This window comes from Pseudaquabacterium terrae, assembly GCF_013266755.1.
GTDB classification, from domain to species: domain Bacteria; phylum Pseudomonadota; class Gammaproteobacteria; order Burkholderiales; family Burkholderiaceae_C; genus Pseudaquabacterium; species Pseudaquabacterium terrae.
This window is the reverse complement of the sequence record NZ_JABRWJ010000009.1, coordinates 208,453-233,630: the sequence shown is the minus strand read 5'-3', so window position 1 is coordinate 233,630 and position 25,178 is coordinate 208,453. Positions and strand designations below refer to the sequence as shown.

At 69.9% G+C, this 25,178-nt stretch carries 21 protein-coding genes, 2 tRNA genes and 1 pseudogene; 23 read left to right on the top strand and 1 reads right to left on the bottom strand.

The window, feature by feature from the left end:
• Positions 1–24 precede the first annotated feature (24 nt).
• The 13 genes and pseudogenes from trpB to HLB44_RS27725 all read left to right on the top strand — a co-directional run bounded on the left by trpB (position 25) and on the right by HLB44_RS27725 (position 11,277).
• The gene (gene trpB, locus HLB44_RS27785) at positions 25–1,272 is read left to right on the top strand and encodes a tryptophan synthase subunit beta (RefSeq protein ID WP_173130673.1); all 1,248 of its coding nucleotides are present in this window, start codon (positions 25–27) and stop codon (positions 1,270–1,272) included.
• A complete protein-coding gene (gene trpA / locus HLB44_RS27780; protein ID WP_173130670.1) occupies positions 1,269–2,081 on the top strand; it encodes a tryptophan synthase subunit alpha in 813 nt (270 codons plus the stop codon). Before trpB ends, trpA begins: the two co-directional genes overlap by 4 nt.
• A 9-nt stretch (positions 2,082–2,090) precedes the next feature.
• Complete coding sequence (gene accD / locus HLB44_RS27775; RefSeq protein WP_173130667.1) at positions 2,091–2,963, top strand: acetyl-CoA carboxylase, carboxyltransferase subunit beta; 873 nt, start codon at positions 2,091–2,093, stop codon at positions 2,961–2,963.
• 4 nt (positions 2,964–2,967) lie between these two features.
• A complete protein-coding gene (folC, locus tag HLB44_RS27770) occupies positions 2,968–4,272 on the top strand; it encodes a bifunctional tetrahydrofolate synthase/dihydrofolate synthase (RefSeq protein WP_173130664.1) in 1,305 nt (434 codons plus the stop codon).
• Positions 4,273–4,348: 76 nt separating this feature from the next.
• Positions 4,349–5,155, top strand: a complete 807-nt coding sequence (locus HLB44_RS27765) for an SPOR domain-containing protein (RefSeq protein ID WP_173130661.1) — start codon at positions 4,349–4,351, stop codon at positions 5,153–5,155.
• Positions 5,156–5,277: 122 nt separating this feature from the next.
• Positions 5,278–5,781, top strand: a complete 504-nt coding sequence (locus tag HLB44_RS27760) for a CvpA family protein (protein WP_246312500.1) — start codon at positions 5,278–5,280, stop codon at positions 5,779–5,781.
• Between the two features lie 31 nt (positions 5,782–5,812).
• Entirely contained in the window at positions 5,813–7,336 is a 1,524-nt protein-coding gene (gene purF, locus HLB44_RS27755; protein WP_173130658.1) for an amidophosphoribosyltransferase, read from the top strand.
• Positions 7,333–8,574 carry an O-succinylhomoserine sulfhydrylase gene (locus HLB44_RS27750; protein WP_173130655.1) on the top strand — a complete coding sequence of 414 codons (1,242 nt, stop codon included), beginning with the start codon at positions 7,333–7,335 and terminating at the stop codon, positions 8,572–8,574. Before purF ends, HLB44_RS27750 begins: the two co-directional genes overlap by 4 nt.
• A 7-nt stretch (positions 8,575–8,581) precedes the next feature.
• Complete coding sequence (gene gltX, locus HLB44_RS27745) at positions 8,582–10,006, top strand: glutamate--tRNA ligase (RefSeq protein WP_173130652.1); 1,425 nt, start codon at positions 8,582–8,584, stop codon at positions 10,004–10,006.
• Between the two features lie 86 nt (positions 10,007–10,092).
• Positions 10,093–10,168 (top strand) — tRNA-Ala (locus HLB44_RS27740).
• Between the two features lie 37 nt (positions 10,169–10,205).
• Positions 10,206–10,281: transfer RNA gene (locus tag HLB44_RS27735), tRNA-Glu, on the top strand.
• Positions 10,282–10,763: 482 nt separating this feature from the next.
• Positions 10,764–11,016 (top strand): annotated as a pseudogene (locus HLB44_RS27730) (sulfate ABC transporter ATP-binding protein); the annotation flags it as partial.
• Positions 10,999–11,277: a hypothetical protein gene (locus HLB44_RS27725; RefSeq protein WP_173130061.1), complete on the top strand. Its 279-nt coding sequence runs from the start codon at positions 10,999–11,001 to the stop codon at positions 11,275–11,277. The pseudogene HLB44_RS27730 and the gene HLB44_RS27725, both read left to right, overlap by 18 nt.
• A gap of 104 nt (positions 11,278–11,381) precedes the next feature.
• On the opposite strand, the gene HLB44_RS27720 is transcribed toward HLB44_RS27725, so the two are convergent.
• Positions 11,382–12,320 carry a LysR family transcriptional regulator gene (locus HLB44_RS27720; RefSeq protein ID WP_173130649.1) on the bottom strand — a complete coding sequence of 313 codons (939 nt, stop codon included), beginning with the start codon at positions 12,318–12,320 and terminating at the stop codon, positions 11,382–11,384.
• A 188-nt stretch (positions 12,321–12,508) separates the two neighbouring features.
• Here HLB44_RS27720 and HLB44_RS27715 point away from each other — a divergent pair, with 188 nt between their 5' ends.
• From HLB44_RS27715 to HLB44_RS27670, 10 genes are read left to right on the top strand one after another with little or no spacing between them, the layout of a single operon-like run.
• Positions 12,509–13,630 carry an FAD-dependent oxidoreductase gene (locus tag HLB44_RS27715; RefSeq protein WP_173130646.1) on the top strand — a complete coding sequence of 374 codons (1,122 nt, stop codon included), beginning with the start codon at positions 12,509–12,511 and terminating at the stop codon, positions 13,628–13,630.
• A gap of 33 nt (positions 13,631–13,663) precedes the next feature.
• On the top strand, positions 13,664–15,388 hold the full coding sequence (locus HLB44_RS27710) for a DUF1302 domain-containing protein (protein WP_173130643.1): 1,725 nt from the start codon (positions 13,664–13,666) through the stop codon (positions 15,386–15,388).
• Between the two features lie 16 nt (positions 15,389–15,404).
• Entirely contained in the window at positions 15,405–16,757 is a 1,353-nt protein-coding gene (locus HLB44_RS27705) for a DUF1329 domain-containing protein (RefSeq protein ID WP_173130640.1), read from the top strand.
• An 11-nt stretch (positions 16,758–16,768) separates the two neighbouring features.
• Positions 16,769–17,839: a YCF48-related protein gene (locus HLB44_RS27700; RefSeq protein ID WP_173130637.1), complete on the top strand. Its 1,071-nt coding sequence runs from the start codon at positions 16,769–16,771 to the stop codon at positions 17,837–17,839.
• Positions 17,836–20,250, top strand: a complete 2,415-nt coding sequence (locus tag HLB44_RS27695) for an MMPL family transporter (protein WP_173130635.1) — start codon at positions 17,836–17,838, stop codon at positions 20,248–20,250. The genes HLB44_RS27700 and HLB44_RS27695 overlap by 4 nt, the downstream gene beginning before the upstream one ends.
• 35 nt (positions 20,251–20,285) lie before the next feature.
• Positions 20,286–21,503 (top strand): FAD-dependent oxidoreductase, encoded by a 1,218-nt coding sequence (locus tag HLB44_RS27690; RefSeq protein WP_173130632.1) that lies wholly within the window; start codon positions 20,286–20,288, stop codon positions 21,501–21,503.
• Between the two features lie 29 nt (positions 21,504–21,532).
• Positions 21,533–22,699 carry an alpha/beta hydrolase family protein gene (locus tag HLB44_RS27685; RefSeq protein ID WP_173130629.1) on the top strand — a complete coding sequence of 389 codons (1,167 nt, stop codon included), beginning with the start codon at positions 21,533–21,535 and terminating at the stop codon, positions 22,697–22,699.
• Between the two features lie 21 nt (positions 22,700–22,720).
• Complete coding sequence (locus HLB44_RS27680) at positions 22,721–23,674, top strand: VOC family protein (protein ID WP_173130626.1); 954 nt, start codon at positions 22,721–22,723, stop codon at positions 23,672–23,674.
• A 20-nt stretch (positions 23,675–23,694) separates the two neighbouring features.
• Positions 23,695–24,045: a Rieske (2Fe-2S) protein gene (locus HLB44_RS27675; RefSeq protein ID WP_173130623.1), complete on the top strand. Its 351-nt coding sequence runs from the start codon at positions 23,695–23,697 to the stop codon at positions 24,043–24,045.
• A complete protein-coding gene (locus HLB44_RS27670) occupies positions 24,042–25,169 on the top strand; it encodes an FAD-dependent oxidoreductase (RefSeq protein ID WP_173130620.1) in 1,128 nt (375 codons plus the stop codon). The genes HLB44_RS27675 and HLB44_RS27670 overlap by 4 nt, the downstream gene beginning before the upstream one ends.
• The last annotated feature ends 9 nt before the right edge of the window (positions 25,170–25,178 follow it).

Here is a 25,178-nt window from a genome sequence, read left to right as displayed (position 1 = left end):
GGCGCCGACCTCGAAAGGTCCACCATGTTCGAGTACCACCAACCCGATGCCTCCGGGCACTTCGGGCCGTACGGCGGCAGCTTCGTCGCCGAAACCCTGGTCCATGCGCTCGACGAGCTGAAGGCGGCGTACGACAAGTACCGCGTCGATCCGGCGTTCCAGGCCGAATTTCGCCACGAGCTGCAGCACTTCGTCGGCCGGCCGAGCCCGATCTACCACGCCGCGCGCCTGTCACGCGAAGTCGGCGGTGCGCAGATCCACCTGAAGCGCGAGGATTTGAACCACACCGGCGCGCACAAGGTCAACAACACGATCGGCCAGGCGCTGCTGGCCAAGCGCATGGGCAAGCCGCGCGTGATCGCCGAGACAGGCGCCGGCCAGCACGGCGTGGCCACGGCGACGATCTGCGCGCGCTACGGCATCGAGTGCGTCGTCTACATGGGCAGCGAGGACGTCAAGCGCCAGTCGCCGAACGTCTACCGCATGCACCTGCTGGGCGCGCGGGTCGTGCCGGTCGAATCCGGCAGCCGCACGCTGAAGGACGCGCTCAACGAGGCGCTGCGCGACTGGGTCACCAACGTCGAGAACACCTTCTACATCATCGGCACCGTCGCCGGCCCGCACCCGTACCCGACGATGGTGCGCGACTTCCAGCGCGTGATCGGCGACGAATGCCTGACCCAGATGCCGGCGCAGATCGGTCGCCAGCCCGATGCGGTGATCGCCTGCGTTGGCGGCGGCAGCAACGCGATGGGCATCTTCTATCCGTACATCGCCTACGACAACGTGCGCCTGATCGGCGTCGAGGCAGCGGGCGAAGGGCTGCAGAGCGGCAAGCATGCGGCGAGCCTGTCGGCCGGATCGCCGGGCGTGCTGCACGGCAACCGCACCTATCTGCTGCAGGACGACAACGGCCAGATCACCGAGACGCATTCGGTCTCGGCCGGCCTGGACTATCCCGGCGTCGGCCCCGAGCACGCGTTCCTGAAGGACATCGGCCGCGCCGAGTACGTCGGCATCACCGACGCCGAGGCGCTCGAAGCCTTCCACCGCCTCTGCCGCACCGAGGGCATCATCCCGGCGCTCGAATCGAGCCATGCGGTCGCCTACGCGATGCAGCTGGCGGCGACGATGCAGCCCGACCAGCACCTGCTGGTGAACCTGTCCGGCCGCGGCGACAAGGACATCGGCACCGTCGCCGACCTGTCCGGTGCGCAGTTCTACTGCCGGCCCTCGTGCCGCGGGCAGACGGTGAAGGGGGGCCGGCCATGAGCCGCATCACGACGACGCTGCAGTCGCTGCAGCAGGCCGGCCGCAAGGCGCTGATCCCTTACGTCACTGCCGGCGACCCGTATCCGGATGCCACCGTCGACGTGATGCTCGCGCTGGCCGATGGCGGCGCGGACATCATCGAGCTCGGCGTGCCGTTCTCCGACCCGATGGCCGACGGCCCGGTGATCCAGCAGGCCTCGGAGCGGGCGCTGGCCAAGGGCATCGGCATGCCGCAGGTGCTGGCGGCCGTGAAGGGATTTCGCGAGCGCAATGACACCACGCCGGTGGTGCTGATGGGCTACGCGAACCCGATCGAGCGCTACGACCAGCGCTTAGGAGCCGGCGCCTTCATCGCCGCGGCGCGCGACGCCGGTGTCGACGGCGTGCTGGTGGTCGACTACCCGCCGGAAGAGTGCGAGGGCTTCGCCAGCGCGCTCAAGGCGGCCGGGCTGGACCTGATCTTCCTGCTCGCGCCGACGTCCACCGACGCGCGCATCGCCGAAGTCGCGCGCATCGCGTCGGGTTACGTCTACTACGTGTCCCTCAAGGGCGTGACCGGCGCCGGCCACCTGGACACCGCGGCGGTGGCCGAAGCCGTGCCACGCATTCGCCGGCATGTCAAGATTCCCGTGGGTGTAGGCTTCGGGATTCGCGATGCGCAGAGCGCCCAGGCCGTGGCCCGGGTCGCCGATGCGGTGGTGATCGGCTCGCGGCTGGTGCAGATCCTCAACGACCAGCCGCGCGAAACGGTTGCCGCAGCGGGCAAGGCCTTCATGGCCGAGATCCGCGCCGCCCTCGACACGCTGTAAAGGAAACGCATGAGCTGGCTCGAGAAACTGCTGCCGCCGAAGATCCAGCAGACCGACCCGACCGAGCGGCGCTCGGTGCCGGAAGGCCTGTGGGTCAAGTGCCCGGCCTGCGAGACGGTGCTCTACAACACCGACCTCGCGCAGAACGTCAATGTCTGCCCGAAGTGCGATCACCACCATCGCATCGGTGCGCGGGCGCGGCTGGACGCGTTTCTCGATCCCGAAGGCCGCTACGAGGTCGGCCAGGAAGTGATGCCGGTCGATCCGCTGAAGTTCAAGGACAGCCGCAAGTACCCCGAGCGGCTGAAGGATGCGCTGGAAACCACCGGCGAAACCGATGCGTTGGTGGTGCTGGGTGGCGCGGTGATGAGCGTGCCGCTGGTCGCCGCCTGCTTCGAGTTCGATTTCATGGGCGGCTCGATGGGCTCAGTGGTCGGCGAGCGCTTCGTGCGCGGCGTCGAGACGGCGATCGAGCAGAAGGTGCCGTTCGTCTGCTTCACCGCCACCGGTGGCGCGCGCATGCAGGAGGGCCTCTTCAGCCTGCTGCAAATGGCCAAGACCAATGCCGCGCTGACGCGCCTGGCCAAGGCGAAGCTGCCCTACGTCAGCGTGCTGACCGACCCGACGATGGGCGGCGTGTCGGCGAGCTTCGCCTTCGTCGGCGACGTCGTGCTGGCCGAGCCGAAGGCGCTGGTCGGCTTTGCCGGCCCGCGAGTCATCGAGAACACCGTGCGCGAGAAGCTGCCCGAAGGCTTCCAGCGCGCCGAGTTCCTGCTGAAGAAGGGCGCCATCGACCAGATCGTCGATCGCCGCCAGCTGCGCCCGCGCATCGCGCAGATGCTGGCGATGATGCAAAGGCAAAGCGCCGACGCGGTGGCCTGATCCGTTGAGCCTGCCCCGATCGCTCGAGGACTGGCTCGCCCACTGCGAGCGCCTGCATCCGAAGACCATCGACATGACGCTCGACCGGGTGGTCGCGCTGCGCGATCGCCTGGGCCTGCAGTTCACCGTGCCGGTGGTCAGCGTGGCCGGCACCAACGGCAAGGGCTCGACCTGCGCGATGCTCGAGAGCATTGCGCTGCAGGCCGGTTATCGCGTCGGGCTGTACATCAAGCCGCACCTGGTGCATTTCGAGGAGCGCTGCCGCATCAACGGCGCGATGTGCTCGGCCGAATCGCTGCTGCCGCACTTCGAGGCCGTCGAAGCCGCGCGCATCGAGCTCGGGCTGACGCTGACCTATTTCGAATTCACGACGCTGGTGATCCTGCGCGCGCTGTCGCTGGCGGCGCTCGACTTCGTGATCCTCGAGGTCGGCATGGGCGGGCGGCTCGATGCGGTCAACGCGATCGATGCCGATTGCGCGGTGATCACCAGCATTGCGCTCGACCACACCGAGTTTCTCGGGCCGGACCGCGAATCGATCGGCCGCGAGAAGGCCGGCATCGTGCGCCCTGGCCGCCCGGTGGTGATCAGCGACCCCCAGCCGCCGGCGAGCATCGCGGCGCAGGCGCAAGCGCTCGGCGCCGACCTGTGGCAGATCGGGCGCGACTTCAATTTCCAGGGCGACCAGCAGCAGTGGAGCTGGAGTGGCCGCGGCCGGCGTTGGAATGCGCTGGCCTACCCGGCGCTGCGCGGGGCGAACCAGCTGCTGAACGCATCGGGCGCGCTGGCCGCGTTCGAAGCGATCCGCGAGCGCTTGCCGATCACTGCGCAGGCGGTGCGCAGCGGGCTGGCGCTGGTCGAGCTGCCCGGCCGCTTCCAGATCGTCCCGGGCCAGCCGACGCTGGTGCTCGACGTCGCGCACAACCCGCAGTCGGTCGCCGCGTTGGCACTGAACCTCGACCAGATGGGCTTCTACCCGCGCACGCATGCGGTGTTCGGCGCGATGCGCGACAAGGACATCGCCGGGCTGCTGAAGCACGTCGCGCCTCTCATCGACCACTGGCATCTCAGCGACCTGCCGCTGCCGCGCGCGGCGAGCGCCGCCGAGCTCGCCGCGGCGGTGCGCGCCGTCCTGCCAGCGGGCCGTGATGTGCCGGTCACCGAGCACACCAACCCCGCCGATGCGCTGCGCAACGCGGCGGCCGCGGCGGACCCGGCGGATAGAATCGTGGTCTTCGGATCGTTCTACACCGTCGGTGGTGTGCTGAAGGATGGCCTGCCCCGGCTGGCGGCCCGGCACCTGGGCTGACGGGCCTGGCTGATGCCGGTTGCCACCGGCTTGAAGCCCCCCCTTCATCGCGCACTGCGTCGGCCTCCCGCCTCGCATGGGTCTGTTGTCCTTCTTCCAGCGCAAAGCGCAAGCACCTGCCGGCGAGGCCGCGGCGTCCCCCGATGCGGTGGCACAGGCGCGCACCCGCGCCCGCCAGCGGCTGATCGGCGCGACGGTGCTGCTCGGCATCGGCGTGATCGGTTTTCCGCTGGTGTTCGAGACCCAACCGCGGCCGATACCGGTCGACATTCCGATCGAGATCCCGCGCAAGGAGAGCCTGCCGCCGCTGCAGCGCCCGCAGGCCGTGGCCCGCGCAACGCCGGTGCCGGCGATGCCGCCGGCGGTGGTCGAAGCCCCGGCGCCCACACCGGCCGCGGCGCGCGCGGCCTCGGCCACTGCCGCCGAGATCACCGAGCGCGCGGCCGAGCAGGGACGCGACGTCACCGCGCGTGCTGCTTCGTCGCCCGTCGCCGTTGCCGCATCGAAGCCCGCTTCCGCCGCGGTGGCGCGCGCGGCCTCTGCGCCGCCCGCCCGCCCTGCCGCCAGTGCACCGAAGCCCAACGACGACGGCCAGCGTGCCCAGGCGCTGCTCGAAGGCAAGCCAAACGCCGCGAAGGCCTCCGATGCCGGCGCGGGCCGCCTGGTCGTGCAGGTCGGCGCCTACACCGATGCCGACAAGCTGCGCGAAGCGCGGCAGAAGGTCGAGAAGCTCGGCATGAAGACCTACACGCAGGTCGTCGACGGCGAGGGCGGCAAGCGCACCCGCGTGCGCGTCGGCCCCTTCGCGACGCGCGAGGAGGCCGACAAGGCTGCCGCGCGCATCAAGGCGGCCGGCCTGCCGGTCGCTGTCCTGACGCTCTGACTAAGGCAAGCGATGCGGCCCCCACGCTCACTGCGTTCGCTGCCCCCCGAGGGGGCTTCAGCGCCCCGGGTCCGCGCGAGCGGACCCCTGCGGGGTCCATGGCGGCCGGGCGGGCGCTGACCATGACGCTGCCGACGCTCGGTTGGATCGACTGGAGCCTGCTGGCGGTGCTGACGCTGTCGGTGCTGATCGGGCTGTGGCGCGGGCTGGTGTTCGAGCTGATGTCGCTGCTCGGCTGGGTCGTCGCCTACATCGTCGCGCAGGCCTTCTCGCCGGCGCTGGGCACCTACATCCCGATCGGCACGCCCGGCAGCGCGCTGCACCAAGGCGTCGCGTTCGCGATCACTTTCGTGCTGGCGCTGGTCGTCTGGTCGCTGCTGGCGCGGCTGGTGCGCCTGGTGATCCACGCCACGCCGCTGACGCTGCCGGACCGCGCGCTCGGCGGCGCCTTCGGGCTGCTGCGCGGCGTCGTGCTGCTGCTGGTCGTCGCGACGCTGGTGACGTTCACGCCGGCGGCGCGCTCCGCGGCGTGGACCGATTCCAAGGGCGCGGCCTGGCTCGGCAGCCTGCTGAAGGGCCTGAAGCCCGTGCTGCCGGCCGAGATCGTGCGTCACCTGCCGGCCTGAGAAGTTTTGTTTTTCCAAGGACTCATCCACCATGTGCGGCATCGTCGGCGTCATCTCGAAGGCGCCCGTCAACCAGCTGATCTACGACGCGCTGCTGCTGTTGCAGCACCGCGGCCAGGACGCCGCCGGCATCGTCACGATGCTCGGCACGCAGTGCTTCATGCACAAGGCGCGCGGCATGGTCAAGGATGTCTTCCGCACCCGCAACATGCGCTCGCTGCCGGGCAGCGTCGGCCTCGGCCAGGTGCGCTACCCGACCGCCGGCAACGCGTTCAACGAGGAAGAAGCGCAGCCCTTCTACGTCAACGCGCCCTACGGCATCGTGCTGGTGCACAACGGCAACCTGACCAACGCGCATGCGCTGAAGCAGGAGCTGTTCGACATCGATCGCCGCCACATCAACACCGGCAGCGACACCGAGGTGCTGATCAACGTGCTGGCGCACGAGATCGAGCGCGCCGGCCGCGACGTGCCGCTGACGCCGCAGCTGGTGTTCCGCGCCGTGCGTGAGGTGCACAAGCGCATCCGCGGCTCGTACGCCGTGGTCGCTCTGATCGCGGGTTATGGGCTGCTGGCCTTCCGCGACCCCTACGGCATCCGGCCGCTGGTGATCGGCGAGGCCGACACGCCCGAGGGCCGCGAGGTGATGGTCGCCAGCGAGACGGTGGCGCTCGAAGGCACCGGCCACCAGGTGCTGCGCGACGTCGCGCCCGGCGAGGCGGTGTTCATCGACCTGGACGGCCGCATCCATGCCGAGCAGTGCGCCGACAAGCCGGCGCTGAACCCGTGCATGTTCGAGTTCGTCTACCTGGCGCGGCCCGACTCGGTGATCGACGGCATCTCGGTCTACCAGGCGCGGCTGAACCTCGGCGAGACGCTGGCGCAGCGCGTGATCTCGACGATGCCGCCGACCGAGATCGACGTCGTGATCCCGATCCCCGAATCGAGCCGGCCCTCGGCGATGCAGCTGGCGCAGAAGATCGGCAAGCCCTACCGCGAGGGCTTCGTCAAGAACCGCTACGTCGGCCGCACCTTCATCATGCCGGGGCAGGGCGTGCGCAAGAAGAGCGTGCGACAGAAGCTCAACGCCATCGTCCAGGAGTTCAGGGGCCGCAACGTGCTGCTGGTCGACGACTCGATCGTGCGCGGCACGACCAGCAAGGAGATCGTGCAGATGGCCCGCGAGGCCGGCGCGCGCAAGGTCTTCATGGCCTCGGCCGCTCCGCCGGTGCGTTATCCCAATGTCTACGGCATCGACATGCCGACGCGCGAGGAACTGATCGCGCATGGACGCAGCGTCGAGGAGATCCGCGCCTACATCGGCGCCGACGCGCTGATCTACCAGGACGTCGATGCGATGAAGCGCGTCGTCAGGCAATTGAACCCGGCGATCGCCGGCTTCGAGGCCTCGTGCTTCGACGGCACCTACATCACCGGCGACGTCAGCATCGCCGACTTCGAGGCGATCGAGAACCAGCGCACCGCGGCGCGCAAGGACGACGAAGACGGCGACGAGCGCACGCGGCTGACCTTGCAGAGCCGGGTCGAGCAATGAGCGACCGAACCAAGGGCATTGCGCGTGTCGCGCTGCCGGCCGATGCCCGGCTCGACACGCTGGCCGTGCGCGAAGGCCTGCCGCCGTCGGCCTGGGGCGAGAACTCCGAGGCACTGTTCCTGACGAGCAGCTTCGTGCATCCGGATGCCGCGACCGCGGCGGCGCGCTTCGCGAACGAGGAGGAGGCCTTCGTCTACAGCCGCTTCTCGAACCCGACCGTGACGATGATGGAGCGCCGGCTCGCGGCGCTCGAAGGCACGACCGGGTGCATCGCGACGGCCAGCGGCATGGCCGCGATCATGCTGCTGGTGATGGGTCTGCTGAAGGCCGGCGACCACGTGATCTGTTCGCGCAGCGTGTTCGGCTCGACGATCAAGCTGCTGCAGGGTGAGTTCGGCAAGTTCGGCGTGCAGACGACGTTCGTGTCGCAGACCGAGGTCGGCGAATGGCAGGCGGCGTTGCAGCCGAACACGAAGCTGCTGTTCGCCGAGACGCCGAGCAATCCGCTGACCGAGGTCTGCGACATCGCGGCGCTGGCCGAGATCGCGCATGGCGCGGGTGCGGTGCTGGCGGTCGACAACTGCTTCTGCTCGCCGGCGCTGCAGCGGCCGGCCGAGTACGGCGCCGACTACATCATCCACTCGGGCACCAAGTACCTCGACGGCCAGGGCCGCGTGATCGCCGGCGCGATCTGCGGGCCGGCGGACCAGATCGAGCAGAAGTTCGTGCCGGTGATGCGCTCGGCCGGCATGAGCCTGTCGCCGTTCAATGCCTGGGTCGTGCTGAAGGGCCTGGAAACCTTGTCGATCCGCATGCGCGAGCAGAGCGCGCGGGCGCTGCAGCTGGCGCAGTGGCTCGAGGCCCAGCCGCAAGTCGAGCGCGTCTACTACCCGGGCCTGCCGTCGCATCCGCAGCACGCGCTGGCGATGCGGCAGCAAGGCGGCTCGGGCGGCGCGGTGGTCTCGTTCATCGTGCGCGGCGAAGGCGCTGCAGCAGGCCGCGTCAATGCCTTCGCGGTGATCGACCACACGCAGATCTGCTCGATCACCGCGAACCTGGGCGACACCAAGACGACGATCACGCACCCGGCCAGCACCTCGCACGGCCGCCTGAGCGAAGAACAGCGCCTGGCCGCCGGCATCACGCAGGGCATGATCCGCGTCGCCGTCGGCCTCGATGATCTCGAAGACCTGAAGGCCGACCTTCACCGTGGGCTTCGTGGTCTGGCCACGATCTGAATCCGACATGACCACTCCGAACAAGATCCGCACCCGCATCGCCCCGTCGCCGACGGGTTTTTTGCACCTGGGCACGGCGCGCACGGCGCTGTATTCGTGGGCCTTCGCGCGCCACTTCGGCGGCGAGTTCGTGCTGCGCATCGAAGACACCGATGTCGCGCGCTCGACGCAGGATTCGGTCGAGCAGATCCTGCAATCGATGCGCTGGCTCGGGCTCGATTACGACGAAGGCCCGATCTACCAGATGCAGCGCCTGGAGCGCTACCACGCGGTGATCGAGCAGATGATCGCCGCCGGCACTGCGTATCGCTGCTACTGCACGCCGCAAGAGCTCGACGCGATGAAGGCCGGCCAGGAGGCGCGCGGCGAGAAGCGGCGCTACGACGGCACCTGGCGCCCGGCGCCGGGCAAGCGGCTGCCGCCGGTGCCGGCCGATGTGAAGCCGGTGGTGCGCCTGGCCAATCCGATCGGCGGCACGGTGACCTGGGACGACCTGGTCAAGGGCCCGATCAGCATCGCCAACGAGGAGATCGACGACCTGATCATCCTGCGGCCGCCCGCCGACGGCTCGCCCGAGGGTGCGCTGGGCATTCCGACCTACAACTTCGCCGTCGTGGTCGATGACTGGGACATGGCGATCACGCATGTCTTCCGCGGCGACGAGCACATCAACAACACGCCGTGGCAGATCAATATCTTCGCGGCGCTGGGCGCTCCGCTGCCGCGCTTCGGCCACTGCCCGATCATCCTCGGTGACGATGGGTTGAAGCTCTCGAAGCGCCGGGGCGCCGTCAGCGTCACGGCCTACGAGGACAGCGGCTACCTGCCCGAGGCGATGCTGAACTACCTCGCGCGGCTGGGCTGGAGCCACGGCGACGACGAGCTCTTCACGCGCGAGCAGATGGTGGCCTGGTTCGACGGCACGCACCTGGCGAAGAGCCCGGCGCAATGGGACCCGGCCAAGCTGGCCTGGGTCAATGCGCAGTACCTGAAGCAGGCCGACGATGCGCGGCTCGCGATGCTGGTGGCGGCGCAGTTCGCCCGCCGCGGCATCACGGTCGCTGCCGACGAGCGCCTGGCCGCGCGCTGCGCGCTGTTCAAGGACCGTTGCAGCACGACGGTCGAGCTGGCGGATTGGCTCGCGATGTACGAAGCGCCGGTGACGCCTTCCGCGGACGACGTGGCAACCCATGCGGGCGAGGCGGTGCGCCCGGCGCTGGCGACCCTGCGCGAACGGCTGGCCGGCATCGCGTGGGACAAGGCGGCGATCAGCCAGGCGATCAAGGACACCCTCGGCGAGCACAAGCTCAAGATGCCGCAGTTGGCCATTCCCGTGCGGGTGCTGGTATGCGGTCGCATGCAGACGCCGTCGATCGACGCCGTACTGGCACTTTTCGACCGCGACATGGTGCTCACGCGGCTCGCCGCGTGATCGGCTTTGCACGCATCCGGTTGCGGCTGCATAGCCCTGTGCTATAGTCGCGGACTCGCTTGAACAGCGCTTTACGCGATACCTTCGGGGGTATAGCTCAGCTGGGAGAGCGCTTGCATGGCATGCAAGAGGTCAGCGGTTCGATCCCGCTTACCTCCACCAAGATTCACGGTGGCGCTGTTCGGGTGTGAAGGATCCAGTCCCCTTCGTCTAGAGGCCTAGGACACGACCCTTTCACGGTTGTAACAGGGGTTCGAATCCCCTAGGGGACGCCAGCGTTACATGCTAAGTCGTTGATTCTTAACAAGAATCGCGACGATGACCTGGAAAGTGTCGAGAGTTGTTGCGCTTGAGTCGTCGACACTTTCGCTGAAGTAACAATGCAAACGGCGCCCTCGGGGCGCCGTTTGTCTTTGGCGACCTCGACGACCGGCGAGCAAGCGTGGTTCTCCTCGCTCGCCGCCGAGCGCCGATCGGCGCCGCTCGCGGTCCGAAGCGATGCGGCCAGGCGCGAAGCGCGCGACAGGAGCGGTCGAGGAACTCTGTCAAGTCCGCGGCACGCTGCAGACCATCGAGCGCGGGGGAGTGTCGTTCCTAGCGTCCATCACCGCTGGCACGGCGTCGATGTGTGCTCAGCGGTTCGCACGACTTCCTGCTGATAACGCGGCGCCCGTGGTCTTTCGCTGGACGCTCCAAATAGAATCTATCGGAACGGGCCAGTCCGGCACCTCGATGCGCGGCAGGTCCAGGGGCAGGGTTTGGCGCGCTCGACGCGAAGGTGCGAAAGGAATTGCGCCGCTGGCTGCTCCGGCTTCATGACGAGGTGCATGTCACGAGCGTCTTCGTCACGCACGACCAGGACGAAGCGATGGAGGTCGCGGACCGGGTCGTCGTGATGAACCAGGGCCGCTTGGAGCGGCAGGGCACGCCGGACGAGGTCTACGGCCATCCGGCACTACCCTTCGTGCTGCAGTTCCTGGGCGACGTCAACCGTGTTCCACGGCCGCCTCGGCAATGCGCCGGGCGGCTCGAAGCCCGCTGCGGAAGTGAGTTATGTGCGGCCGCACGAGCTGGAGATCCTGGGCGAGGGCCCCGACGGCACCGGGGCCGTCACGCTGAGCCAGACGCCGACCGTCGGCCCGAACACACGCATCGAATTTCAAGCGCGAATCGGACGTGGCGTTCGGCGAGTCCGCTTCGCGGGTGCGCTGCTCTGCTTTGCATTGATCGTCGCCGGAATCGTCGGCTTGCAACTGACCGGCAAGCCGTGACGATGCGGTCATTCACGAAGGACCGCGACGGCGTCGAGCGATGCTTGGGCTGAGGCCAGCGTCCGGGGCGCCGAGCCGCGGACCGGATGCCGAGGCTCGGCCGCTCAGCGGCCGGCGGGTGCCGCGGCGGCGGGGTCCTGCAGGCCCTGCGCCGCCCGGTGCATCAGGCCGCGCAGCCACATCAGGCCGGGATCGAGCGAGCGGTGCTTGTGCCACTGCATCGCCTGCTCGAAGGGCGGCATCGGCAGCGGCAGCGGCAGCAGCGTGACCTGCAGCGCCGCCTCGATGGCCCGCGCCAGCATCGCATGCACCGTCGCAATGCGCTCCGTGCCGACGACGAGGAAGGGCATCGCGGCGAAGCTGTAGGTCGTCACCTCGACCCGGCGCGACAGGCCGTAACGCTGCACGAACCAGCTCTCGAACGCGGGCTTGTCGGTGTCGACCGGCTGCATCACCACATGCCCCGCGCTCGCGTAGCGCTCGAAGCTCAGGCCCTGGCGCGCGTGGCTGCTGTCGCGCCAGACGGCGCAGACGAATTCGTCGTTGAACAGCAGCTCGGTCGCATGGTCCGGCGAGACGTAGGCCTTCGGGATCACGAGCAGGTCGGCGTCGCCACGCTCCAGCGCGCGGGCCGGATGCGCCACTTGCGGCTGCAGCCGGAAGCGCACCGTGCTGCGCTGCTCCGCGGCGAGCGCGAGAACCCGCGGCAGCAGCACCTCCATCGAGTAGTCCGAGATCGACAGGCGGAACTCGCGGTCCGAGCTGGTGCAATCGAACTGCGGCTGCGCTGCGATCGAGGTGTCGATGCGCACCAGCACGTCGCGCACCGCTTCGCGCAGCACCTCGGCCCGCGGCGTCAGTTCGAGGCGGCGGCCCACCTGCACCAGCAGCTCGTCCTCGAAGTAGTCGCGCAGCCGGCCGAGCGCATTGCTCATCGCCGATTGCGACAGGTGCACTCGCTCGGCCGCGCGCGTGATGCTGGCTTCGGTCAGCAGTGCATCGAGCGCCACGAGCAGGTTCAGGTCGAGTTTGTTGAAGCGCATGCCGGCCTTCGGGATTACCCGGAAAGTATTCACAGGGTCCATGCACCGCATGGATGCAAACCATTTTGCTGAATGGGTCGAGTTGCGTAACCTCTCGTCAACCCATCCCCCACAACGACACGGAGACAACGAATGGCTTGCGGCCATGCGGAGGGCGAACTCACGCCTGCGATGCACGAGGTGCCGCGATGACGCAGCGCCCGATGCGCGCCTGCGTGATCGGCGCCGGCCTCGCCGGCCTGTGCTGCGCACTGGCCGCGGTGGACCGCGGGCTGTCGGTGCAACTGCTCGACGAGGCGGCCGAGCCGCGTGCGCTGGCCGCGCACATCGAGGTGGTGCCGAACATGCTGCGCGACCTTGCGGCCTTCGGCGTCGGCGATCACTGCGTGCGCGCCGGCTTTCCCTACCGCGGCATCGACGTCATCGATCGCCACGGCCGGCACCTGCATGAGCTGCCGACCGAGCGCCTGGCCGGCCCGCGCTTCCCGGCCGCGCTGGGCATCCGCCACGACGAGCTGCATCGGCTGCTGGAGCGCGAGGCGGTGGCCCGCGGCGTGGCGCTGCGGCGCGCCGCGCGGGTGCAGGCGGTGCACGAGCACACGGGTTTCGCACGGGTCGCGCTGGAGGGGGGTGAGTCGGTCGAGGCCGAGCTTGTCGTTCTCGCGGCGGGCGCCGGCAGCGCGCTGTCGCGCGCGCTGTTCCCGCAGGCGATGCCGGCGGCCGAGCTGGGCCAGGCCTGGTGGTACACGCTGCTGCCGCGCCCCGTCGATCTCGACCGCCCCTTGATCGCCTTCGGCGACGCCGGCCGGCGCGCGGTGCTGGTGCCCGTGCGACACGACCAGGCTGGCCTCGCGCTGACCGAGCCGGGCATGCCGGCCGCGGACGTCGCGCCGGCGGCGCATCTGCGTCGGGCGCTGGCCACCTTCGCGCCGCGGCTGCGTGCGCTGGCGCCGCGCCTGGACGAGACCACGCCGATCACGCTGCGCCCGGCCCGCTCGGCGCTGCTCGACGTGCCCTGGCACCGCGGCGCCGTGCTCGCGGTCGGCGACTGCGCGCATGCCTTGCCGCCGCACTTCGGCCAGGCGGCCGCGCAGGCCGTGGAGGATGCACGCGTGCTTGGCGAGTTATTGGTGTCCGCCACCAGCCGCGCCGAGCTGTTCGAGGCCTTCGAGCGCCGCCGTGCCGAGCGCGTGCGGCGCGTGCACGACATCACCACCACCGCGGCGCGCTGGGACCTGCAGCCCGACAGCGGCGCCGACCTGAACCTGCTGATGGAACGGCTGGCGCAGACCGTTGCGCAGCCGGCATGACGACGAGCACCCCATGAGACCAGGAGACGACCGATGAGAACCCGACACGCGCTGCGGCCTGCAGCGCTCGCCGCCGCCGCCGCGGCACTGGCCTGCAGCGCGCAGGCCTTCGAGATCGACACCGGCCACCCGGACTGGTCGCTGCGCTGGGACAACAGCCTGCGCTTGAGCGCCAAGGTCCGCACCGAAGCGGCCGACCCGGCCCTGAAGGACTCGTTCCGCCAGGTGCCCACCGGCGCGCCGGCGCCAGCGCCGGCGAGCTTCTCGTTCCCGCAGGCGCTGAACTTCAACGCCGGCGACCAGAACTTCCAGAAGAAGGGCCTGGTGTCCGCGCGCGCCGACCTGCTGACCGAGTTCGATGCGATCTGGCGCCGCGACTTCGGCCTGCGCGTGAGCGGCGCGGCCTGGTACGACGACAAGCTGCACGGCAGGACGAAGGCCGACAACGACCCGACGATCGGCCAGCGGCCCTACAACGAGTTTCCCGCCCGCACGCAGAAGATCGCCGGCGAGAAGGCCGAGCTGCTCGACGCCTTCGTGTTCGGCGGCTGGCGCATGGACAACGGCATGAAGCTCACCGCGCGCCTGGGCCGCCACGCGCTGCAGTACGGCGAGAGCCTGTTCTTCGGCGACAACGGCATCGCGCGGGCGCAGGGGCCGGTGGACATCGACAAGCTGCTCGCGTCGCCGAACGCGCAGTTCAAGGAGATCATCCGCCCGGTGCCGCAGCTGTCGGCGCAGTTGCAGGTCACGCCCGAGGTCTCGGTCGGCGGCTATGTGCAGTGGCGCTGGGAGGAAGACCGCCTCGCACCGGCGGGCAGCTACTTCTCGACCGCGAACATCCCTTGGGGATCGCAGCAACCCGAGTTCGTCAGCATCCCGCCCGGCACGCCGATCTCCGGCAACTACGTGCTGACGCCGGGCGCGGACCAGAAGCCGAAGGACTCGGGCCAGTTCGGCCTGCAGCTGAAGTGGCGCGTCGGCGAGACTGACCTCGGCGCGTACTTCGCGCGCTATCACGACAAGTCGGGCCAGCTTTACGGCAACCTGAACCCGGCCGCGCCGCCCAACCCCATGGGCACCAAGCCCGGCACCTGGTTCTACCAGTTCCCCGCCAACGTCAAGACGCTGGGCGTGAGCGCCTCGCATTCGTTCGGCGACTTCAACGTCGCCGGTGAGGCCTCGGTGCGCGACGACATGCCGCTGCGCAGCACCAACATGATCTACCCGGGCGGTGTCGGTGCGCCGCAGCCGCATGCGGCGCTGGGCCGCACCGCGCACCTGAACCTGTCGACGCTGGCGACCTTCGGCCCGAGCTTCATCGCCCGCGAATCGACGCTGGTGGCCGAGATCGCCTGGAACCGCGTGCTGCGCAAGGACGACCCGCACAAGGAACTGGACAAGGCCGCCACGCGCGACGCGACCGCGCTGCAGTTCATCTTCACGCCCAGCTACCGCCAGGCGCTGCCCGGGCTGGACCTGAGCGTGCCGATCGGCCTGCGCTACGTGCTGGACGGCCGCTCGTCCGTCACCGGCGCCGGCTGGGGCGCCAAGGGCACGGGGAGCGCCAACGTCGGCATCGAAGGCAGCTACCTCGGCGTCTGGCAGTTCGCGCTGGGCTACACGCACTACATCGGCAAGGCCGAGCCCTTCGTCGACTTCTCGCCGATCCTGGCCGGCGGCACGCCGGTCTTCGGCCGCGGCAACCCGCTGGCCGACCGCAACCACCTGGCGCTGTCGCTGCGCCGCACGTTCTGATCGCCGGAGTTCTGCCATGACCCTCACCCGCATCACCCTTGCCGCGTGCATTGCCATGGCCTTCGGCCCCGCGCTCGCGGCCGTGCCGGCCGACGAGGCCGCGAAGCTGAAGACCGAACTGACGCCCTTCGGCGCAGAGAAGGCCGGCAACAAGGACGGCAGCATCCCCGCATGGAGCGGTGGCCACACCACGCCCATCGCCGGCGACAAGCCCGGCGGCCGCCGCGGCGATCCGTTCAAGGACGAGAAGCCGCTGTTCTCGATCACGGCCAAGAACGTCGAGCAGTACGCCGCCAAGCTCACCGAAGGGCAGAAGGCGATGCTGAAGAAGTACCCCGACAGCTATCGCATCGACGTCTACAAGACCCATCGCACCGCGGCCGCGCCGCAATGGGTCTACGACAACACGCTGAAGAACGCGACCCGCGCGAAGCTTGCCGGCGACGTGGTCGACGGCGCCTACGGCGGCATCCCGTTCCCGATCCCGAAGACCGGCGCCGAAGTGATCTGGAACCACATGCTGCGCTGGCGCGGCGCCTCGTGGGAATTCAACATCAGCCAGTACCAGCTCACCGCCGACGGCAAGGCCGTGCTGACGACCGACGGCCGCGCCGAGCAGCAGATGCCGTACTACTTCCAGGACGGCAGCCCCGAGAGCTTCGCGAAGAGCAACGACTTCTGGCTGATCCGCCTCGTCAACGCCGGCCCGCCGATCCGTGCCGGCGAGGCGATTCTCGGCCGCGAGAACATCGACGGCAGCAAGAGCCAGGGCTGGGTCTACCTGACCGGCCAGCGCCGCGTGCGCAAGCTGCCCAACCCCTGCTGCGACACGCCGACGCCGGCCGCGGCCGGCGTGATGAGCTTCGACGAGATCGAGGTCTGGACCGGCCGGCTCGACCGCTTCGACTGGAAGCTCGTCGGCAAGCAGGAGATGTTCATCCCCTACAACGCCAACCGCTTCCTGCAGCCGAAGACCGACGCCGAGGTCATCGCGAAGAACCACTTCAACCCCGAGCACATGCGCTGGGAGCTGCACCGCGTGTGGGTGGTCGAGGCGACGCTGCGCCAAGGCCAGCGCCACCAGGCGCCGAAGAGCCGCTACTACTGCGACGAGGACACCTGGATCTGCGTGCTCGGCGACCGCTGGGACGCGCAGGGCCAGCTGTGGAAGACGCTGTGGGCGCAGACCTTCGTCGCACCCGACCTGCCGGGCAACCCGATCGGCTCGTTTGGCTTCAACGACCTGATCTCGGGCCAGGGCTTCATCGGCAACCTCTACAACGCCAAGGCCGCGCAGTACCCGCTGAAGCCGCGCTTCCCGGACAGCGTCTTCTCGCCGGACGCGCTGGCGGGCGAAGGCGTGCGCTGAAGACGAAAGTGATGACGATGCGCCTGTTGTCGACCTTCGCCCTGCGCCGGCTGCTGCCGTGCACGCTGGCGGCGCTGCCCGCGCTGAGCGGCGCGGCGCCGACGGGGCCGGCGCTGGAGCGCCCGGCCGTGGTGGTGCGTGCGCCGGAGCGCACCGTGCTGGTCGGCGCGGCGCTCGCCGGCGAACGCATCGTCGCGGTCGGCGAGCGCGGCATCGTGGCGCTGTCGGACGACGGCGCGCAGCACTGGCGTCAGGCGGCGGTGCCCACCAGCGTCACGTTGACGGCGGTGCGCTTCACCGATGCGAAGCAGGGCTGGGCGGTCGGCCATGGCGGCACGGTGCTCGCGAGCGACGATGGTGGTGAGCGCTGGACGCGCCGGCTCGACGGGCGGCAGGCCGCGCAGATCGTGCTCGACGCCGCACGCGCCGGCGGCGATGCGCGTGCGCTGCAGGACGCCGAGCGGCTCGTCGCCGACGGGCCGGACAAGCCGCTGCTCGACCTGCTGCTGCTCGGCGGGCCGCGTCTTCTGGTCGTTGGGGCCTACGGCCTGGCGCTGGCCAGCGAGGACGGCGGATCGACCTGGCAGTCGTGGATGCCACGCCTGCCGAATCCGAAGGGGCTGCACCTGTACGCCGCGCGCCAGCGCGGGCAGACGCTGCTGCTCGCCGGCGAGCAGGGCCTGGTGCTGCTGTCGACCGATGGCGGGCGCAGCTTCCGCCGCGTGGAGACGCCCTACAAGGGCAGCTTCTTCAGCGCCGAGCTGCTTGGCGAGCAGGACATCGTGCTCGCCGGCCTGCGCGGCACCACGCTGCGCTCGACCGACGGCGGCGCGAGCTGGACGTCGGTCGCCGTGCCGATCCCGGCCTCGATCACCGCGACCGCAATCGCACCCGACGGCCGCCTGCTGGCAGCCAGCCAGGCCGGTGTCGTGATGGCGCTGCAGGGCGACCGGCTGGTGCCGTTGAACACGAGGCCGCTGCCGCCGCTGAACGGGCTGCTGCCGCGCGCGGGCGCGCCGCTGCTCGCCTTGACCGTGCAAGGCGCACAACGCGCCGAGACTGAACCGGGACCCGCCAAGTGAAGGTTTCTCTGTCCGCCGCCGCAGTCGCCGCTGACTTCGACCCGCGCTCGGGCTCGCTGGTCGAGCGTGCGCTGTTCAACCACCGCGCCATCGTCGTGCTGCTGTGCGCGCTGGTCACCATCCTGCTCGGCTGGCAGGCGACACGCCTGCAGCTGAACGCGAGCTTCGAGAAGACGATTCCGGCGGAACACCGCTACATCCGCAACTTCCTCGCGCACCAGGGCGAGCTGACGGGGCTGGGCAACGCCGTGCGCATCGCGGTCGCGAATCCGCAGGGCAGCGTCTATGACGCGAAGTACCTGGAGACGCTGCGACAGCTTTCCGACGAGGTCTTCCTCCTGCCCGGCGTCGCGCGCAACCAGATGAAGTCGCTGTGGACGCCGACGACGCGCTGGGTCGGCGTCACCGAGGAGGGCCTGGAGGGCGGCCCGGTGATCCCGGACGGCTACGACGGCTCGCCGAAGAGCCTGGAGCAGCTGCGCGCCAACATCGCGCGCTCGGGCGAGATCGGCCAGCTGGTCGCGCTCGACGCCCGCTCCAGCGTCATCTACGTGCCCTTGCTCGCGCGCGACGCCGAAGGCCGCGCGCTCGACTACGCCGCGTTCGCGCAGCGCATCGAGGCCCTGCGGGTGAAGTACGAACAGCAGGGCGTGCGCATCCATGTCACCGGCTTCGCGAAGATCGTCGGCGACCTGATCGATGGGGTGCGCGCGGTGCTGGGCTTCTTCACGCTCGCGGTCGCGATCGCCACCGCGGCGGTGTTCTGGTACACGCGCTGCGTGCGCTCGACGCTGCTGGTCGTGGCGGCTTCGCTGGTGGCCGTGGTCTGGCAGCTCGGGCTGCTGCCGGCGCTGGGCTACACGCTCGATCCGTATTCGATCCTGGTGCCCTTCCTCGTCTTCGCCATCGGCATGAGCCACGGCGCGCAGAAGATGAACGGCATCATGCAGGACATCGGCCGCGGGTTGCCGAAGCTGGTCGCCGCCCGCTTCACCTTCCGGCGCCTGTTCCTTGCCGGGCTGACCGCGCTGCTCGCCGATGCGGTCGGCTTCGCGGTGCTGCTGGTGATCGACATCCAGGCCATCCGCGAACTGGCGATCGCCGCATCCATCGGCGTCGCGGTGCTGATCTTCACCAACCTGATCCTGCTGCCGATCCTGCTGAGCTACACCGGCGTCAGCGCGACCGCCGCCCAGCGCAGCCTGCGTGCCGAGGCCGCCGATGCGGCGGGCGCCGGCAAGCAGCCGCTGTGGGCCTTTCTCGACCGCTACACGCAGCGGCGCCACGCGCTGATCGCGATCATGGTCGCGGTGCTGCTCGGCGCGCTCGGGTTCGCGGCGAGCACGCAGCTGAAGATCGGCGACCTCGACCCCGGCGCGCCCGAGCTGCGCGCGGACTCGCGCTACAACCGCGACGTCGCCTTCGTCAACGCGGCCTACGGCGCCTCCAGCGACGTGCTCGCTGTCATGGTCAAGGCGCCCGAGGGCCAGTGCTCGCAGGTCGAGACGCTGAACAAGATCGACGCGCTCGAATGGCAGCTGCGCCAGCTGGGCGGCGTCGAGAGCACCAACTCGCTGGCGCTGCTGAACCGCCGCGTGCTCGCCGGGCTGAACGAAGGCAGCCCGAAGTGGTACGAGTTCCTGCCCAACCAGGACATGCTGAACACCGTCACCGCCGGCGCGCCGCGCGGCCTGTACAACGACGCGTGCTCGCTGCTGACGCTCTCGGTCTACCTGCGCGACCACAAGGCCGAGACGCTGGCGCACGTGGTCGGGCACGTCGAGGCCTTCGCCGCGGCGAACGACACGGACGACGTCAGGTTCCTGCTCGCCGCCGGCTCGGCGGGCATCGAGGCGGCGACCAACATCGTCGTGAAGGACGCCTGGCGCACGATGCTGGCGCTGGTCTACGCCGCGGTCGCGCTGCTCGCCTTCGTGACCTTCCGCTCGTGGCGCGCGGTGGTCGTCGCGATCCTGCCGCTGATGCTGACCTCGGTGCTCGCCGAGGCGCTGATGGTGGCCCTCGGCATGGGCGTGAAGGTGGCGACGCTGCCGGTCATCGCGCTGGGCGTGGGCATCGGCGTGGACTATGCGCTGTACATCCTGAGCGTCACGCTGGCGCAGCTGCGCGAAGGCCGCAGCCTGTCGGAAAGCTACTACCGCGCGCTGCTCTTCACCGGCAAGGTGGTCATGCTGACCGGCGTGACGCTCGCCATCGGCGTCATCACCTGGGTCGCCAGCCCCATCAAGTTCCAGGCCGACATGGGCCTGCTGCTGGCCTTCATGTTCCTGTGGAACATGCTCGGCGCGCTGGTGCTGCTGCCCGCGCTCGCGCACTTCCTGCTGAAGCGCGCGCCCCAGGTCGCCACGAACTCGGCCGCGTTCTACGGCGCGCTGAAGGCGCGTTCGTGACCTCCGAAGCCTCTTCGCCCAACCCGCACGAGACCATGACCGCCTCCCCACCCGTGCCGCGCCGCCGCGTCGCGATCATCGGCGCCGGACCCGGCGGACTCGCGGCCGCGCTCGCGTTCCACCGTGCCGGCCACGAGGTGCGCCTGTTCGAGCGGCAGGATGCCGTCAAGCCCCTGGGCGGCGCGGTGCTGCTGTCGCTGCCGGTGCTGTCGGTGCTGCGCGACATGGGCGTGGACATCCGCGAGCTCGGCGCCTACGGCGTCACCGAGTTCCGCAACCACCGCGGCCGGCTGCGCGCGCGGCTGCCGTTCAACCCACGCGCCGAGGCGCGTGCCGGCATCCCTGGCTGGCACTACGGCATGCTGCGCTCGGCGGCCATCGAACGTTTGCTCGCGGTGATGCCGCCCGACCTGATCCAGGCCGGCAAGCGTTTCACGCGCTACGACGAGACGGCCGACGCGGTCACCGCCCATTTCGAGGACGGCAGCCGGTGGGAAGCCGACCTGCTGGTCGGCGCCGACGGCATCCGTTCCACCGTGGCGCAGCAGACCTTCGGCGAGCTGGGCCTGTTCCACTGCGGCATCCAGGTCTGGCTGGCCTGGTGCCACTGCGACGACGTGCCGCGCGACGTCGGCTGGATCTCGCACTCGCGCAACGTGCAGGCGAGCTTCTTCCCCATCCTGCACGACGGCAAGCCGGCCGTGGAGTGGTGGGTGGTCGAGCCGTGGAACGAAGGCCAGGATTTCGATGGCGACGTCCGCGCGCACCTGACGAACCACCTGCGCAGATGGGCCGACCCGCTGCCGCGCCTGGCCGCGGCCACCGACTTCGAGCGCAACTGCTTCCGCTGGGAGATCTACAACCGGCCCGCGTTGTCGAGCTGGTCGAAGGGCCGCGTGTCCTTCGTCGGCGATGCGGTGCACCCGGTATCGCCCTATGCCGCCTACGGCATGGGCATGGCGATCGAAGACGGCTGGTGGCTCGCGAAGTGCCTCGAAGGCGTGGACCTCGCGCAGCGCGACGCGCTGGCGCGCGGCCTGGCGCACTACGACCGCCAGCGCGTCGCCTACACGAACAAGAACGCGAAGATGGCCCGGTACATGGGTTACCTCTTCCACCGCACGCCCTGGCCGCTGTCGGCGCTGCGCGATGCCGTGTTCGACCACACCCGCTTCCTCGAGGCGATGCTGGTCGAGAACTACCTGAAGGACGCCGAGACGCAGATGGAGATGCTGCCGATCGCGGCGCGCTGACGCCACGCTGGAGCCCACGAAAGCCACCCATGTTCAAGTACTTCCCCACCAACTACGTCTGGAACCTCTCGGTCAACCTCGCGATCGAGATGGGCGCGCGCATCGGCGAGATCGAGATGATGTGCGCGCCGCTGCAGGAGGCCGCCAAGGCGCCGGATGCCGCCGGCACGCAGGCCTTCCGCGAGACCTGGCTGACGATGGCCGACACGCTGTGCGAACTGGCCGCCGAGGACGAGGCGCGCGGCCGCCTGCTCTCGGCCGGCGAGAAGTACCGGCGCGCGTCGGCCTACCTCACCACCGCCGAGCGTCTGCAGGCGCATGGCTCGGAAGGTCGCATGGCCATCTATCAGCGTGAACTCGCGCTGTTCCAGAAGGGCATGCGGCTGCTCGGCGACCCGGTGCAGCGTGTCGAGATCCCGTACGAAGGCAAGCACCTCTCGGCCCTCTACCGCCGCGCCGACGGTCTCGCACCGGGCCAGCGCGCGCCGGTCCTGGTGCAGCTCAACGGCCTGGACTCGACCAAGGAGATGAAGTACCTCGTGGGCCTGCCCGCCTGGCTGGCCCGGCGCGGGGTGTCGTCGCTGATCGTCGACCAGCCGGGCACCGGCGAGGCGCTGCGCCTGCAGGGCCTGACCGCGCGCTTCGACGCCGAGCACTGGGCCAGCCGCGTGGTCGACTGGCTCGAGACGCGCGGGGGCGTCGATCCGAAGCGCATCGGCTGCGAGGGCGTCTCGCTCGGCGGCTACTACTGCCCGCGCGCCGTCGCGATGGAGCCGCGTTTTGCCTGCGGCGTGGCCTGGGGCGCCAACCACGACTGGCGCGACGTGCAGAAGCGCCGCCTCGAGAAGGAGGGCGACTTTCCGGTGCCGCACTACTGGGCCCACGTCTGCTGGGTCTGGGGCGCGAAGGACATCGAGGACTTCATGCGCATCGCCGAGGACGTGCACCTCGACGGCGTGGTCGAGAAGATCCGCGTGCCCTTCCTCGTGACGCATGGCGAGCGCGATTCGCAGATCCCGCTGAAGTGGGCGCACCGCACCTACGAGCAGCTGGTCAACAGCCCGAAGCGCGAGCTGAAGATCTTCACCGACCGCGAAGGCGGCGTGCAGCACGCCAGCTTCGACAACAGCATCAACGCCGGCCAGTACATCGCCGACTGGGTCGCCGAGACCCTCGGTGCACGCACGGCCGCCTGACTTTCCACGGAGATCCCAAGGATGAACATCATCGGACCCGACGCGCTGGTCTTCGGCGTCGACGACCTCGCCGCCTGCGGCCAGTACCTGATCGACTATGGCCTGAAGGACGTGGGTGCAGGCCGCTACGAGGCACTGGACGGCACAGCCGTCGTGCTGCGGGCGAAGGACGACCCGGCGTTGCCGCCCGCCCTGGGCACCGCCAGCCTGCTGCGCGAGACCGTCTACGGCGTCGCCGACGCCGCGACGCTCGATGCGATCGAGGCCGAGCTGCGCCGCGACCGCGAGGTGAGCCGGCGCGACGGCGTGCTGCGCTGCGTGGACGACATGGGTTTTGCGCTCGCTTTCCAGGTCAGCGTGCGCCGGCCGCTCGCGCTGGCGCCCGAGACGGTCAACGCGCCCGGCGCCTCGCCGCAGCGTGCACCGAACGAGATCGGCGTCGCGCCCGACATGCCGGCGCTGCCGCGCACGCTGTCGCACGTCGTCTACTTCGTGCCCGACGTCGCGAAGGCCGAGGCCTTCTACACGCGGCTCGGCTTCGTCTGCACCGACCGCTTCACCGGCGTCGGCCCCTTCCTGCGACCGGCGGGCACGCTCGACCACCACACGCTGTTCATGATCGAGACACCGCCGTTCATGAAGGGCTGCGAGCACTTCACCTTCCACCTGGGCGGGCCGACCGAGGTGCTGCTGGCGGGCACGCGCTTCGTCGAGAAGGGCTACGAGAGCTTCTGGGGCCCGGGGCGGCACTTGTACGGCAGCAACTGGTTCTGGTACTTCAACTCGCCGCTGGGCTGCCACGTGGAGTACGACGCCGACATGGACCTGCACGACGACACCTGGACCGCGCGCGAGACGGGCATGGGTGCCGATGCGTCGCAGGCCTTCCTGTTCCAGTACCGGCAGAAGTGGGCACCCTCGGGTCCGCCGTCGCCGGGCGGAGAGGGCGCTGCGCCGCCGGCGGCGAAGCCCTGAACGCGCACGCGAGCCCGACCATGCGCCTGTGCCACCTCGACGACCTGCCCGAGGGCGACTCGCGCGGCTTCGACCCGCATGCCAGCGGCCGCGACACGGTCCTCGTCGTGCGCCACGGGCCCGCGCTGCACGCCTGGGTCAATGCCTGCCCGCACCACGGCACCCCGATGGCGTGGCGCAAGAACGCCTTCCTGAACGCCGCGCGCGACCGCATCGTCTGCGGCGCGCACGGCGCCCAGTTCGAGATCCCCACCGGCCGCTGCACGCTCGGGCCCTGCCTGGGCCAGTCGCTGACGCCGGTGCCGCTGCACATCCATGCCAATGGCGAGGTCCACCTCGCCGATTCCCCGCACGAGGAGACAAGCCAATGACACTCGCAGCCCGACGCATCCTGATCATCGGCGGCGGCTTTTCCGGCATGTCGGCCGCCATCGAATGCACCAAGCGAGGCGCCCAGGTCGACCTGGTCGAGATCGACCCCGGCTGGCGCAACTACGGCGCCGGCATCAGCCTCGGCGGCGCGACGCTGCGCGCGTTCCGCCAGCTCGGCATCCTCGAGGCCTTCCTGCGTGAGGGCAACGCGGCCGACGGCGTGACGACCTTCCTGGCCGACGGCACGCCGCTGGCGACGCTGCCGACGCCGCGTGTGGCCGGGCCGGACGTGCCCGGCAGCGGCGCGATCCTGCGGCCGGTGCTCGCCCGCCTGCTCGCCGAGGCCACGCGGGCCTCCGGCACCAACGTGCGGCTGGGCTGCACGTTCACCCAGATCGAGCCCGACGCCGAGGGCGTCGACGTCAGCTTCACCGACGGCGGGCGACGCCGCTACGACCTGGTGATCGGCGCCGACGGCCTGTACTCCAAAGTACGCGGCACCCTCTTTCCCGACGCACCGGAGCCGCGCTACAGCGGCCAGGCCGTCTGGCGCGCGGTGCTGCCGCGGCCGCCCGAGGTGCAGGGCGCGATGATGTGGATGGGCCGCGTGAAGCCGGGCGTGAATCCGGTCTCGCGCGATTCGATGTACCTGTTCGTCACCGAGCACCGGCCGAACAACGAGCACGTCGACCCCGCGAGCTTCGTGGAGCAGCTGCGCGCGCTGCTCGCGCCGTTCTCGGCGCCGCTGGTGCAGCGCATCCGCGAGCAGATCGGCGCCGATTCGCAGATCGTGTTCCGCCCGCTCGAGGGCCTGCTGATGCCGCGGCCGTGGTCCACGGGCCGCGTCGTGCTGATCGGCGACACGGTGCACGCGACGACGCCGCACCTGGCGTCGGGCGCCTGCATCGGCATCGAGGACGCGATCGTGCTGGCCGAGGAGATCGGGCGCCATGCCGGCATCGTCGCCGCGCTCGCCGCCTTCGAGGCGCGGCGCTGGGAGCGCTGCCGCATGGTGGTCGAGAACTCCGCGCGCCTGGGCGAGATCGAGATCGCCAACGGCGACAAGGACGAGCACGGCCGCATCATGCGCGAGTCGCTGATGGCGCTGGCGCAGCCGATCTGACCCGGGGGC